At 59.3% G+C, this 14,141-nt stretch carries 13 protein-coding genes; 2 read left to right on the top strand and 11 right to left on the bottom strand.

Annotation, left to right across the window (positions count from 1 at the left end):
- Positions 1-83: 83 nt before the first annotated feature.
- The 3 genes from FCH38_RS00565 to FCH38_RS00555 form a co-directional block, all read right to left on the bottom strand.
- Positions 84-1,394 (bottom strand): homoserine dehydrogenase, encoded by a 1,311-nt coding sequence (locus FCH38_RS00565; RefSeq protein ID WP_149897549.1) that lies wholly within the window; start codon positions 1,392-1,394, stop codon positions 84-86.
- A 61-nt stretch (positions 1,395-1,455) separates the two neighbouring features.
- Positions 1,456-2,676: an LL-diaminopimelate aminotransferase gene (locus tag FCH38_RS00560; protein ID WP_153513768.1), complete on the bottom strand. Its 1,221-nt coding sequence runs from the start codon at positions 2,674-2,676 to the stop codon at positions 1,456-1,458.
- Between the two features lie 303 nt (positions 2,677-2,979).
- Complete coding sequence (locus FCH38_RS00555; RefSeq protein ID WP_153514209.1) at positions 2,980-3,939, bottom strand: nucleoside hydrolase; 960 nt, start codon at positions 3,937-3,939, stop codon at positions 2,980-2,982.
- 184 nt (positions 3,940-4,123) lie between these two features.
- On the opposite strand from FCH38_RS00555, the gene FCH38_RS00550 reads away from it, so the two are divergent.
- On the top strand, positions 4,124-4,927 hold the full coding sequence (locus tag FCH38_RS00550; protein ID WP_174372536.1) for a TSUP family transporter: 804 nt from the start codon (positions 4,124-4,126) through the stop codon (positions 4,925-4,927).
- 56 nt (positions 4,928-4,983) lie between these two features.
- Here FCH38_RS00550 and FCH38_RS00545 read toward each other — a convergent pair whose 3' ends face one another.
- The 8 genes from FCH38_RS00545 to hemN form a co-directional block, all read right to left on the bottom strand.
- Positions 4,984-5,682 (bottom strand): hypothetical protein, encoded by a 699-nt coding sequence (locus tag FCH38_RS00545; RefSeq protein ID WP_149897546.1) that lies wholly within the window; start codon positions 5,680-5,682, stop codon positions 4,984-4,986.
- Between the two features lie 280 nt (positions 5,683-5,962).
- Complete coding sequence (locus FCH38_RS00540) at positions 5,963-6,892, bottom strand: lipid A biosynthesis lauroyl acyltransferase (RefSeq protein WP_423753162.1); 930 nt, start codon at positions 6,890-6,892, stop codon at positions 5,963-5,965.
- Between the two features lie 5 nt (positions 6,893-6,897).
- Positions 6,898-7,926, bottom strand: coding sequence for a zinc-binding dehydrogenase (locus FCH38_RS00535; RefSeq protein ID WP_149897544.1), 1,029 nt, complete (start codon positions 7,924-7,926; stop codon positions 6,898-6,900).
- Positions 7,927-8,078: 152 nt separating this feature from the next.
- Positions 8,079-9,362: a beta-ketoacyl-ACP synthase gene (locus tag FCH38_RS00530; RefSeq protein WP_153513771.1), complete on the bottom strand. Its 1,284-nt coding sequence runs from the start codon at positions 9,360-9,362 to the stop codon at positions 8,079-8,081.
- A 12-nt stretch (positions 9,363-9,374) separates the two neighbouring features.
- Entirely contained in the window at positions 9,375-10,571 is a 1,197-nt protein-coding gene (locus FCH38_RS00525) for a beta-ketoacyl-ACP synthase (RefSeq protein ID WP_174372535.1), read from the bottom strand.
- Between the two features lie 209 nt (positions 10,572-10,780).
- Positions 10,781-11,260 carry a 3-hydroxyacyl-ACP dehydratase FabZ family protein gene (locus FCH38_RS00520; RefSeq protein ID WP_080790685.1) on the bottom strand — a complete coding sequence of 160 codons (480 nt, stop codon included), beginning with the start codon at positions 11,258-11,260 and terminating at the stop codon, positions 10,781-10,783.
- 153 nt (positions 11,261-11,413) lie between these two features.
- Positions 11,414-11,698 (bottom strand): acyl carrier protein, encoded by a 285-nt coding sequence (locus FCH38_RS00515; RefSeq protein WP_003495848.1) that lies wholly within the window; start codon positions 11,696-11,698, stop codon positions 11,414-11,416.
- Between the two features lie 114 nt (positions 11,699-11,812).
- Positions 11,813-13,162 carry an oxygen-independent coproporphyrinogen III oxidase gene (gene hemN / locus FCH38_RS00510; protein WP_174372534.1) on the bottom strand — a complete coding sequence of 450 codons (1,350 nt, stop codon included), beginning with the start codon at positions 13,160-13,162 and terminating at the stop codon, positions 11,813-11,815.
- 213 nt (positions 13,163-13,375) lie between these two features.
- On the opposite strand from hemN, the gene fnrN reads away from it, so the two are divergent.
- Positions 13,376-14,101, top strand: coding sequence for a transcriptional regulator FnrN (gene fnrN / locus FCH38_RS00505; RefSeq protein WP_174372533.1), 726 nt, complete (start codon positions 13,376-13,378; stop codon positions 14,099-14,101).
- Positions 14,102-14,141 lie beyond the last annotated feature (40 nt).

The following is a 14,141-nucleotide window of genomic DNA, read 5'->3' as shown; positions in this document are numbered from 1 at the left end:
ATCGCAGCCAGGCTTCCTAACGAAAAAAGACCGCGCTTCCATGCGGAAGCGCGGTCCTCAGATTCAAAAAAATCGTCAGCGTCTCAGGTCCGCTCGATGCGGATGACCTGCGGTTCGCTGACCAGATATTTCTCGTTCTTGATCGCCTTCACGGCCTTGCGGATCGCATCTTCCATCGTCGCATGGGTGACGAGGATGATTGTCTGCGGCGCGCCTTCTACATGCACGCGCTGACGCTGCACGATGGATTCCAGCGAGATATTGTTATCCGCCATGCGCGTGGCGATGGAGGCGAACACGCCCGCCTGATCCTTCACCGTCAGACGGATGAAATAACCGCCCTCGTGGCTCTTCATCTTGGCGCGGCGATACTCGACCAGCGATTTCGCCGGGCGGCCAAGCACCGGCACCTGCTGGGCGCCGGGACGGCTCTTGGCGATATCGGCGATGTCACCGAGTACGGCCGACGCCGTGGCGTTGCCGCCGGCGCCCGGGCCGACCATCAGCAGCTCACCAAGAATATCGGATTCGATCGCCACGGCATTGGTGACGCCATCGACCTGCGCGATGACGGAATCGAGCGGCACCATGGTTGGATGCACCCGCTGTTCGATGCCGGATTCAGTCACCTGCGCCACGCCGAGAAGCTTGATGCGATAACCGAGCTCGGCCGCCGCCTGAATATCCTCGCTCGAAATATTGGTGATGCCTTCGAGATAGATGTCATCGGCCGAAATCTTGTTGCCGAAGGCAAGCGTCGTCAGAATGGCGAGCTTGTGAGCGGTGTCGTTGCCCTCGATATCGAAGGCCGGATCGGCCTCGGCATAACCCAGCCGCTGCGCTTCCTTCAGACAGGCCTCGAAGGACAGCCCTTCCTTCTCCATCTTGGTGAGGATGTAATTGCAGGTGCCGTTCATGATGCCGTAGATGCGCGACACATGGTTGCCGGTGAGCGATTCACGCAGCGCCTTGATGACGGGGATACCGCCGGCTACAGCCGCTTCAAAATTGAGGAGCGCGCCCTTGTCTTCGGCAAGCGTCGCCAATTCGACGCCGTGCTTTGCAAGCAGCGCCTTGTTGGCTGTCACCACATGCAGACCGCGTGCTAGTGCCGCACGCACGGCATTTTCCGCCTGACCGGAAGCACCGCCGACCAGTTCGACGAACACGTCGATATCGGCTTCGCTCGCCAGCTGCTCCGGCGTGTCGAACCAGGTAATACCCTTGAGGTCGATGCCGCGGTCGCGCGAACGGTCGCGCGCGCTCACCGCAATAATCTCAATCGCACGTCCGCAGGTAATCGCAAGTTCGTTGCTTCTCTGCTGGAGGATGCGCACGAGCGAAGCGCCGACAGTGCCGAGCCCCGCTATGCCGATTCTCAATGAATCTGCCATGGGTATGTTCCTGATTTGCTGATGATGGTGGCGGCCGAGGCCCGGCCGCCTTCGGTTGCCCTTATCTGTGGGCGTTAAGCGAAACGACATTGTGCATCGTTTCGTCTGCGCTCGACAGGAAACGCTTCAGATTGCGCGCTGCCTGACGAATTCGATGCTCGTTTTCCACGAGCGCGAGGCGGACGTAATCATCGCCCATCTCGCCAAAGCCGATGCCGGGAGCAACGGCGATATCTGCCTTCTCGACCAGAAGCTTGGAAAACTCCAGGCTGCCGAGATGGCGGAATTTTTCGGGAATTTTCGCCCAGGCGAACATCGTCGCCGCCGGCGGCGGGATCTCGAAACCGGCCTTGCCAAAAGTGTCGACCATGACGTCACGGCGGCGGCGATAGACGTTGCGCACTTCGGCAATGTCGGAGCCGTCGCCATTCAGCGCATGCGTCGCCGCAACCTGGATCGGCGTGAACGCGCCATAGTCGAGATAGGACTTCACGCGGGTCAGCGCCGCAATCAGCCGCTCGTTGCCGACGGCAAAGCCCATGCGCCAGCCGGGCATGGAGAAGGTCTTCGACATCGAGGTGAATTCCACCGCGACATCGATGGCGCCGGGAACTTCAAGAACCGACGGCGGCGGATTGTTGTCGTCGAAATAGATTTCCGAATAGGCAAGGTCGGAGAGCACGATGATCTCGTGCTTCTTCGCGAATGCGATCACGTCCTTGTAGAAATCGAGCGAAGCAACATGCGCCGTCGGGTTCGACGGATAGTTGACGATCAACGCCAGCGGCTTCGGAATGGAGTGGCGCACCGCACGCTCCAAAGGTCCGAAGAAGCTTTCGTCCGGCTCGACATTCATGGAGCGGATAACACCGCCCGCCATCAGGAAGCCGAAGGCGTGGATCGGATAGGTCGGGTTCGGACACAGGATCACGTCACCGGGTGCGGTGATGGCCTGCGCCATATTGGCAAAACCTTCCTTGGAGCCGAGCGTGGCGACGACCTGGGTATCGGGGTTCAGCTTAACGCCGAAACGACGGGCATAATAGCCGGCCTGCGCGCGGCGAAGGCCGGGAATGCCCTTGGACGAGGAATAACGATGGGTGCGAGGGTCCTGGACGACCTCGCAAAGCTTGTCGACGATCGCCTTGGGGGTCGGAAGGTCCGGATTGCCCATGCCGAGGTCGATAATGTCGGCTCCACCCGCTCGCGCGCTCGCTTTCAAACGGTTGACCTGTTCGAAGACGTATTGCGGCAGACGCCGGACCTTATGAAACTCTTCCATCACTTTCCTCATGGGAATGGACCGGTTCTGCCGGCCCATAACGAAGGTTCGTTTTTGTTTTTAGACGCCGCCGACACGAACCGATCCGGCAGACGTTATTCATTGTAGCGCAAAGCACGGGAAAACCTACAGGGCTTTTCTCGGGCAGCACGCGGCATCGCAATCATCCGCCTGTGCTTCGGGCACAGCCTTTTCGGCCCCTTTGGCAAGGCGGATCGCGCAATAGGATCAAGGAACTTGCATAACGCCAGATTCTTGGAAAATGCAAGGCAAGCCATGCTCAAGAACGGCCATTCCTGTCGTTCAGCCGCGCTCACCCGTCACAATTGCCGCGCGGATGACCGAAAGCACGCGCTCCGGCTTGATATCAGTGCAGACAAGCTGGCTTGGATGCCCATCCCAGTCGCCCGGCGGAAAGGCACGGCCATCCGGCTTCTGAATGGTCTGGCCATCGGCAAGGCCCCCGCAGACGACGCGCACCGGGCCGCTGCGGGTCTCAAACAGGTCAGGCGCAACGAGATAGACGCAGGCGCAGCTGTCATGCACCACCATGCCGTCGCCGGTGCGGGTCTTGTAGAAATCGATGTAGAATTGCGACAGGTCGGAAAGCAGCTGCACCGGCTTGCCGCCGGCCTTGGCCATGTCAGCCATGAAGGCGCTGGTCATCACCGTTTTTGTCGTCACATCGAGACCGACGACGACCACGCGCCAGGGCGCTGTAAACACCAGATCGGCGGCTTCCGGATCGCCGTGAATATTAGCCTCGGCCGCCGGCGAAATGTTGCCGTTAATATCGAAAGCGCCGCCCATGACGATGACTTCCTTCACCAGCGCGGCGAAGTCAGGCTCCTCACGCAGCGCCAGCGCCAGATTGGTCATGCGCCCGACAGCGATCAGCGTCACCTCGCCGGGATTGGCCTTGACCGTCTCGATGATGAAACGATGCGCCGGGCGCGGATCAAGCGGCAAATCGACAGTCTCGGGGATATCGATATCGCCGAGGCCGTTTTCGCCATGGATGAAGGTCGGCCAGTGGCCTTCCTTGCGGGCGGGATCGAAGGTTACGCCGGCGCCCTTCGCAACCGGCGCTGTCATCTGCCATTCCCGCTTCAGGAAAAGCGCATTGCGGGTGGTGATATCGATGGGCGCGTTGCCGAAAACCGTGGTGACGCCGATCAGATCGATATCGGGATGCCGATGCAGAAACAGAAGCGCCATGGCGTCATCTACACCGGGGTCCGTATCGAATATCACTTTATGCATCATGTCCTCATCCGTATGTCCTGAGCGTCGTCCGCCTCTCTAGGCGACACGCCACGGAAACATACCCATAAGCGGCAACACCGCAATCCCCCTGCCCGCCACAGATCGGAGAGAAAAATATTGCGCGGCGTTGTTTTCAGTGAAAGAAGAGGCCCTCTCCCTTCCGCCTGCCCGGACATCCCAAGTGCAAGACATCGCCCTCAACGTTTTCGTCGTTCTTTTCTGCGTCGCCATCTTTGCCGGATTTATCGATTCCATTGCCGGTGGCGGTGGTCTCATCACCATTCCGGCCATGCTGATCATGGGCATTGCGCCGCTCGACACGCTCGGCACCAACAAGCTGCAGGCACAGTTCGGCTCGGCGTCGGCCACCCTTGCTTACGCCAGACGCGGCCACGTCAATCTGAAAGAGCAATTACCGATGGGGTTGATGGCCATGGCCGGCGGAATGCTGGGGGCCGTTACCGCCGCTTTCGTGCCGGCCGATCTGCTGCGCACCATCATGCCGTTCCTGCTGATCGCCATCGCGCTTTATTTCGCCTTTAAACCGCAGCTCAGCGATATCGACAGCCATCGGCGCATCACTCCCTTCGTCTTCGGCCTGACGGTCGCGCCGCTGGTGGGCTTTTATGACGGGGTTTTCGGTCCCGGCGCGGGTTCGTTTTACATGCTGGCCTTCGTGGCGCTTGCCGGCTTCGGCATGTTGAAGGCAACCGCCCATACCAAACTTCTGAACCTCGGCTCGAACTTCGGCGGCTTCATCGTCTTCGCCATCGGCGGCGCGGTTCTGTGGAAGCTGGGGTTCGCCATGGGGCTTGGCCAGTTCGTCGGCGCGCAGATCGGCTCGCGTTTCGCGATGAAAAACGGCGCGAAGATCATCCGCCCGCTACTGGTGGTTTCCTGCCTGGCCATGGCGACGAAGCTTCTTGTCGATGCTTCATCCGCCTGGTCGATCGCCACGATCTGGGAAACCATCTTCCCGAAATAACGGGAAGGTAAAACATTCCGTTGAAAACGGAAACGTCGACAACGTTATCCGTTGGCTCACCCGGTGGCGCGACCGCGCCTGCGATCGGCGATTTCCCTGATGACCACCATTGCACCGACCAGCTTGTAGCTGGACGAGTAGCAGGGCGACATTTCGAGCGACTTCACGATCGTCTGTCCGTCGTGATCTTCGGCATAGGTATATTTCGACGTACCGCCCTTAAAGCAATTGTCGAGCCGTTCCCGCAGGTCGTTCTGGAAACGGTGCACCCCAACGAGCTCGGCGATATGGCATCCCATAAGCCCATCCGGGCTGTTGCGCGGAAAGGCATCCAGCCCATTCGCGAAGGACACCCGGTAGCCGGGTGAGACCACCATCACGGGTTCGTCGAGGTCGTTGAGCATATCCTCATCGAGGATCAGGTGGCGGTGATGCCACTCCAGACTATCCTCATCCTCGTCGCCAATGACTTTCGCCTTGAGCGGCATGCCGACATAACGATCGACAAGCGTCCGCAAAAGCTCGGAATTGCGCTGCACGCAGCCGAGATCTTCCGCCTCGTGGTTGAGGAGATCGATGGCGAAACGGAACTGCTCGCGAATGTCTTCGGAACTGCCGGTCTGACGCCCGATGACCCGGTCAAGCAGCTGCTCCAGTTCACGCTCCAGCACCGCGATCTTGTCCGTCTCGTTTTTACCAACGGCAGATTGCAGTTCCGTATAACGCAGCCAGAACAGCTCAACTAAATCTTTCAACCCAACTCTCCCTGAACGGGCAAACACCCCGCTCCAATCCGTAAGGATAGACCCTTTATCCCTTGATCATAGCGTCTGCGCATTTAAAAATGACGTAACGAAACGCAGGAGCGCCGCAAGGGTCGTACCCCAAAATATCACAGGCACCGCTATTTTTTCAATTTCGATAATCCATGAACGAAAAATGAGGTTCCACTACTATGGAAAAATATCGAAATTCACAAATTCATGGCCCATTTTCGTAAAAAATCGACCGGAATCGGGCAGCGCGGCAAATGCCTCAGATCTGGTGCTTCACGTCCCAGCGATCATGATACCACAGCCATTGTCCGGGATGTTCGCGCACCCAGCTTTCCACCTTGTCGTTCAAAAGCTGCGCCGTCGCCTGAATGTCGACATTGCCTTTTTCATCGCGCGGAATCTCGACCTTCGGTTCGATTTCCAGCCGGTAACGATTATCCGGCAGGCGCACGCAACGGGCGGGGTAAACATCGCAGTTGAACTGCCGCACCAGCTTGGCAAGCAGCGGGTTGGTGCGAACCTCATGGCCGAAGAACGTCGTCGTCAGCCCCTTGCTGAACTTCTGGTCGACGAGCACACCGACACCACCGCCACGTTCCAGCTGCCGCGCCAGCGCGAAGGACGAGCCGGCATGCGACGGCACGAGATTACCCATGCGCTCCTTGCGGAAATTGAACACCTTGTCGGCGACATACGGATTGTTGGGCGGACGAAACAGCACGGTGACATCGAGGCCGAAGGCGGAACTGGCCACCGGCAGCAATTCGAAATTACCGCTATGGGCGGTAAAGACGATGAAGGGCCGCGGATTGTCGCGCAGCTCAAGAAATGTCGAAATGCCCTCGACCTGAATACGGCCGGGCTCGCTGTTTTCCGGATCGAAATCGAACAGCCGGTCGAGAAACACATATTCCGCCGCAAGCCGCCCCATATTGCCCCAGCTGTCCATGGCGATGGCGAGGCGCTCCTCCTCGGATTTTTCCGGAAAGGCGCGCGCCAGATTGTAAAGCATCAGCTTGTGGCGGCCGGTTTTCGGCCCCACGAAGCGCGCCAGCCGGTCAGCGGCGCGGATACCCGCATCGGCTGGAAAAATCTTCAGAAGATTGAGCAGACCGAAGGCGAATGTCGCAATCAGCCATTGCCGGAAGCGGTCCAGTTTCAGGACGATCCGCGTGATGAAAAGTTTCAATTGGGTCAGTCCATCCGCAACACGATCTTGCCGAACACCTGGCGCGTTTCCATGCGTTCCAGCGCCCGGTCGATGTCCTCGAAGGTGACTTCGGTGTCGATGACCGGATGAACGATGCCGCGCGCCATCTTCTGCATGGCATTGGCCATGTTTTCCATGCGGCAGCCGAAGGAGCCGAGCAGTTTCAGCTGCTGCTGGAACAGCATCATCAGGTTGATGTCAGTGGAGACACCTGACGTGGAGCCGCAGGTGACAAGGCGGCCGCCGCGCTTCAGCGTGAACATCGAAGCCGCAAAGGTGTCCTTGCCGACATGTTCGAACACCACGTCCACACCCTTCTTTTTCGTCAGCTTGCGCACGACGCCTTCGAAACGGTCGGTCCGGTAGTTGATGACGTGATCGGCGCCCAGCGCCTTCGCCCGTTCGATCTTGTCGTCGGAACCAACGGTGGTGATGACGGTGCAGCCCATCTTCTTGGCAAGCTGGATCGCCGCCGTGCCGATGCCGGAACCACCGGCATGCACAAGGATCGTTTCGCCCGGCTCAAGCTTGGCATTGTCGAACAGCATGTGCTCCACCGTGCCGAACGTCACCGGCGCAAGTGCCGCAGCGATCGCATCAATGCCATGCGGCGCGGGAACGAGCTGGCGGGCCGGAATATTGATCTTCTCCTGCGCAAAGCCGTCAAGGTGGAAACCGTGCACGCCCTGCACATGTTCGCACAGATTGTCACGGCCTTCGCGGCAGGGCTTGCAAATACCGCAGGTGCGCGCGCCATAAACCGCAACGAGCTGGCCCGGCAGTACATTCGAAACGCCCGGACCGATGGCTTCCACCACGCCGGAAGCCTCGGCGCCGATGGTGAGCGGCATCTTGCGCTTGGCGAAAGCCATGCCGCGCCAGCCCCACACATCGATGTGGTTGAGCGCCACGGCCTTGACGCGCAGCGTCACCTCGCCCGGACCCGGTGCATCCGGTTCGGGCAGGTCCACTTTTTCGAGCTTCCGGTCGTCCACGAGTTGAAGAGCGCGCATATTTCAGTCCTTCGCCCGAGGGCGGTTATCTAAAAGGCTATTCCAGCAAACCTCTGTAACGGTTTTGCGGCCGGAATGCGTAATCAAAGAAGCGAGAGCGTTTCCGGAGTTCCGTTCAGGCCCGGAAACGCTTCTGTTTGTGGCGGAACCGGTTAAGCCGGTTCCCGCGTCATGACAAGGCTTGCATTCTGCCCACCGAAGCCGAAGGAGTTGGACAGAACCGCATTCACCTGCGCGTCCCGCTTCACATTCGGCACAACATCGAGCGAAATGGACGGGTCGGGATTGTTGTAATTGATCGTCGGCGGAAGCGTGCCGGTCAGCATCGTCTGCAGCGAGAACACCGCTTCGACCGCACCCGCAGCTGTCAAGGTATGGCCGATCATCGACTTGTTGGACGACAGCGGAATATTCTTCAGGCCCTCACCGAAGACGGCGAGCATCGAGCCATATTCCATCTTGTCGTTCTCAGGCGTCGAGGTGCCGTGGGCGTTGATATAGCCGATATCGCTTTCGGCCACACCCGCATCTGCGAGCGCCGCGCGGATCGTCGCAATCGCCGGGCCGCCATCGGGCGAAGACCGCGTGCGATGGAAGCTGTCGGCCTTTTCACCCGCACCCTTGATGATACCGAGAATTTTCGCCCCGCGTGCGACGGCGGCTTCCAGCGATTCCAGCACCAGCGTCGCGGCACCTTCGGCGATCACGAAACCGTCACGGTCCTTGCTGAACGGCTTGGAGGCCTTTTCCGGCGGGTCGTTCTGGGTCGAAAGCGCAGACAGCAGCGAGAAACGGATCAACGCTTCGGCGCTGACTGAACCGTCGGTGGCAACCGTCAGCGCCCGCTCGGTGCGGCCCTGGCGGATCGCCTCAACGCCCAGCTGGATCGCGGTCGCGCCTGATGCACAGGCGGTGGACAGCGTGACAGGCAGGCCGCGCGTGCCAAAGCGGTCGGAGAGACGCTCGGAAATCGCGCCGAACAGTGCTGCTTCCTGAAACGCCGGATCGGGACGCTGGCGCAACGCCGTCATGAACCGCTGATAAGCGTCGCCCGGCTGGGCAGCCGGCGGCGAACGGTCGGCAAGCTCGAAACGGGCGCTCCATTCCGGCTCGATCGGTGGTGCGGCCAGAAACAGTGGGCCGTCGAAATCACCGGAGATGCCGGCCTGCGCCAAGGCTTCGATGGTCGTCTCGCGCGCAAAGGCATAGGAGCGCTCAACGGAATTCGGCACCGGGATATCGATGAAATCCACCGTACCGCTGATGCGGGTGGAAAGCCCCTCGGTCGGGAAGCGGGTGATATTATGGATACCCGATTTGCCAGATGTCAGGGCCGACCAGTTGTCGTCAAGCCCCTGCCCCAGCGAGGTGATGATGCCCATGCCGGTAACAGCGACGATCGGGCGACCGAGATGATCCCTGAAATTGGAAGCCATGGTCTTTTCTCCTCAAACGTCGCGGGACAGAACGGCGACACCTTCGCCGCGCACATGGCCGACGGTGGTGACGACGGCCTCGGTGGCCGCCTCGCCCATCTGCTTTTCGGCAGCCGCGTCGAAGGTAGGAACCTTCGCGCCGCTTTCAAGCGTCAGCGCCGCCAAAGCCAGCCCAAGCGGAAACTGCGCTTCAAGTCCATGGCCGGTGATACCGCCAAAGCCACGAATGACGGCCTGTGGCAGCGCTTTTTCGAGAATATCCTTCTCGCGCCGGGTAACCTCGTCGTAACCGCTCGCGCCGGAAAACACGACGGTCGCAGCGCTATCCTTTGCAGGCGCGAGCAGGCGCTCCAGACGCTTTTCCATACGGCCTTCATCACGATTGCCGCGATCCCCTTCGATGGCGTCGATGCGGGCATAAATCCGCGCGCCGCGATCGCTGGCATGCTTGCGCGATTCCAGCACGAGGAATGCGCCGAGCGAGCCGGAAATCATGCCGCCACCGTCCTGATCGCCACGCGACCACAGCGGCTGCCAGCCGCCCTGCGCATGTGCGCCGATGGCTTCGAATAGCAGAATCATATCGGGACGTTCCGCCGAGAAAGCGCCACCCACCAGTGCGTGGCTCGATTCGCCGGAACGGATGCGGTGGAACGCGGTTTCGACAGCGGAGATACCAGCCGCTTCTTCGCCCATGAAGGTACGCGACGAACCGGTGACCTTGTGCACGATGGAAATATTGCCGGCCATCAGATTGGAAAGCTGGGCCAAAAACAGCGTCGGACGCAGTTCGGTCGTCAGTTTCTCGTTCAGCAGCTTTTCACGGTCGTTGCGCTTCAGCGCTTCATCGACAATCAGCGTATCGACATTGATGTCGCGCTCGCCGCCACCGGCCGCCACGATCATGTCCATGGTGGCGCAGGCCTCGGCATCTTCCTTCAGCCCGGCATCGTCGAGCGCAAGGCCGGCCGCGAACACGCCGAGGCGCTGCCAGTTTTCCATCTGGCGCTGGTCGCCGCGCTTGGCGATCTGCGCGGACCAGTCGATCTCAGGCATGGGATGGACCGGGTAGGGTTTGAATTTTTCGGTCTCGACAATCGTCGCCGGCGCAGCGGTTCCAGAAAGAAGCGCCACATGCGCCTGGCTGCCGACGCCGTGACAGGTCACGATGCCGACCCCTGTTATCACCACATCATTGTCAGATTTCATCGTCTGTCATCCTTTGCAGCCGGCCCCATCTAAATGGTCACGGCTATCCAACAACGGTCGCAAACGACCGCTCCATGCGTTGCGGAATAAAGCGCGCAGTGCGGATTGGCAATGGTGAAGGCCCGATCAGCCGTCGCCAGCCCACGTTTTTCATGCATCGAAACCGGGCCGACGGGAAAAACGCCCTCTTTCGAAACGGGCTGAAGCGCTTATTTCTGCGCATCCGCGGCAATCGCCGCCATCAGGCCGACTTCCTCGGCCCGCTTCTTGACGATAGGCCCGAGCGGGATTTCGCTGAACGGCATGGTGCGCAGTTTCAGCTGTGCGTCACAGACCTTCTTGCCATCGCTGGTAATTTTCGCCTTGGTGACCGCAAAGCCCGAACCGTCATGCTCCAGCACGGCCTCGATGTCGAGAACGGCACCCGGCTCCACGAAGGTCCGCATCTTGGCGCCGTCGACCGACATCAGGAACGGCATGGACGCAAAATCGCTGAATGCCAGAACCATCATGCCGGAGGCCTGCGCCATGGTCTCGATCAGAAGCACACCCGGAACGAGCGGCATGCCGGGGAAGTGGCCTTCGAAAACCGGGCTTTTGTCGGGAACGACCGACCGCGCCTTCAACGTGCGCGTCGCCATATCCACGGCCTCGACCTTGTCGATCATCTGAAAATATTCAAGCAGCATCCGTCCGGCCCGTCTCTGGTCGGTTGCGACCCGCCCAATGAAAGGCCGGGTCCAGAAAGAGAAATGCCCGCTCTGTCTTTTGTTCGAGCATCGGATTATCCGAAAACCGCAATACACTTTTCGGTCCGATGCTCCAAGGCGGGCATCGTCGTCTCAGCCCTTGGCTGCGCGCAATTCGTCGATCTTGGCGCAGAGGTTCTTCAGCACGAAGTATTCTTCGGTGGAAACCTTGCCTTCGTTGACTTCCTGCGTCCACTGCTCGAGCGGAATCTTGATGCCGAATTCCTTGTCGATGGCGAAAACGATATCCAGAAAGTCGAGGCTGTCGATGCCCAGATCGTCGATCGTGTGGCTTTCCGGCGTAATGGTTTCGCGGTCGATTTCGCTGGTTTCGGCGATGATGTCGGCAACCTTGTCGAATGTAGCTGTCACGCCCATAATCCTTATTGTCGTTCGTATGAATTATCCTGTCTGACGCACCACATAGGCAAGTCGCACAAAAAAGCCAATGGTTTCGTGACGTAACTTTGAAATTTGCCCTGAAACTGTTGCCTAAACAGCAACCGAATGGCGGCCGCGTCCATTACCGAGATAGGTGTCGAAGATTGCCGCGATATTACGGGCGAAGGGCCTGCCCAGCTCCGTGAGTGCAAAAATATCGGCATCCATACGCACCACGCCGTCATTGTTGCCGGCGGCGAAATGCTGTGCCTGCGTCCGCACGGAATGGCTGGCCTTGCCGAAACGCTGGTCTAGATCCGCGAAATCGAGCGCGAAATCGCACATCAGCCGCTCGATGACATGCGAGCGCAGATGATCCTCTTCCGACAATTCTATTCCCTTGACGATGGCAAGGCCGCCCTCACCCACTATGCGCTGATATTCCCCGGTCGCCACCATGTTCTGCACATAGCCCTGCGGCAGCCTGCCAATCGAAGAGGCGCCAAGCCCGATCAACGCATCGGCCGTATCGGTGGTATAGCCCTGGAAATTACGCCGCAGTTCCCCCGCTTCGGCCGCCTGGCATAAGGTATCGGCCGGCTTGGCGAAATGATCGATGCCGATCGCTTTGTAACCCGCTTGCTTCAGCATCTCTCCCGCCATCGTCATCTGGCGATAACGCTCGGCAATATCCGGAAGCGCGTGTTCCGGGATCAGCGACTGGTGCTTCTTCATCCACGGAACATGAGCATAACCGAAAAGCGCGACCCGGTCCGGATCGAGCGAGACGATCTGATCTACCGTCTTCTTCAGCGTCTCGCAGGTCTGGAACGGCAGACCATAAAGAATGTCGCAATTGACCGAGTGGACGCCCCTCGCCCGCACCGCATCGACGACCGATTTCGTCTGTTCGAAAGACTGGATGCGGTTGATGGTTTTTTGCACTTTGTCATCGAAGTCCTGCACACCAAGGCTCGCCCGCGACATGCCGACGGCGGCAAGCGCGTCGTAGCGGCTGTCGTCCAGATCGTTCGGGTCCATTTCCACGCTGATTTCGGGCGTAAGACCAAAGGTGAAATGGCGCCGCAGACAGTCCATCAGGCTGACCATATCCTCAGGCTTCAGCATGGTGGGAGAACCACCGCCGAAATGCACCGCGCTCACCACCGCGTCAGGTGAAACAAGTGCGCCGACCGCTTCAATTTCCTGCTTAAGTGCTTCCAGATAAACGGCAATCGGCTCGTATTTCAGCGTGTGCTTGGTGTGACAGGCACAGAACCAGCACAACCTGTCGCAATAGGGAATGTGCAGATACAGCGATATCCGGTTGCGATGGTTCAGCTCGCCGAGCCATTGCCGATAGGTCGCATTATCGATTCCCTCGTGGAAATGCGGCGCGGTCGGATAGCTCGTGTAACGTGGCACGGCACCCGAATATTTGCGAAGAAGTTCGGTATTCATCACCGGTTTTGCCTTTTATCAAGAAAATGTCGATTTCCTCTCTTTCAGTAACGGCTGCGACAGTTTGCAACTTTGACTTCAATCAAATTGCGCCATAAGTTCTTCCTAAAGTAGACGCGGGGACGACGGCTACGTGGCGCAAGCCTTCAAAGAGACCGGATTTGATACCCATGGTCGTAATCGTCCCGAAAAAGCCAGCATTGGAAGAGGCTTATGGACACGCTGCAGAAGACCATCCACAATTCGGAAGTGCCCGTCGTGTGCCGCTCCTGCGAGGCACGTCACGGTGGTCTTTGCAGTGCGTTGACGCCGCAGCAGCTCTGCGACCTCAGCCGTTATTCCAGCCGCAAAAAACTGGAGGCCGGCAATGAGTTGCTGGGCCAGGGCGAACTCGTTACCTCTTACGGCAACATCCTCAACGGCGTGGTGAAGCTTTCGAAAATGATGTCGGACGGCCGCCAGCAGATCGTCGGCCTGCAATTTGCCCCGGATTTTCTTGGCCGGCCATTCATGGCAGAAAGCAGGATGACGGCGGAAGCCGCAACGGATGTCGAAATCTGCCTTTTCCCACGCCGCATCGTCGACCGCATGGTCTCGGAAGTGCCGGATATGGAGCGCAAGCTGCATAACCAGTCATTGAAGGAACTGGATGAGGCGCGCGACTGGATGCTGACGCTCGGCCGTAAATCGGCGCAGGAAAAAGTTGCCAGCTTCCTTTATATGATCGCCACCCATATCGACCCGGAAAACGACGACAAATCGGCTTTCGACCTGCCGCTCTCACGCGCCGACATCGCCGACTTCCTCGGCCTCACCATCGAAACGGTGAGCCGGCAAATGACCAAGCTGCGCAAGGAAAGCATTATCCGCATCGAGAACAACCGCCATATCACGGTGCCCGATCTCGACGCACTGAACGATGCCGCCGGCAACGACTGACCGGCGGTCGCAATTCTTCATCGACCCTGAAGCGCGGGTG

Origin of the sequence: Agrobacterium tumefaciens, assembly GCF_013337285.1 — a bacterium.
GTDB lineage: Bacteria > Pseudomonadota > Alphaproteobacteria > Rhizobiales > Rhizobiaceae > Agrobacterium > Agrobacterium burrii.
Note: the sequence above shows the minus strand (reverse complement) of the source record. Positions and strands in the feature narration are given on the sequence as shown.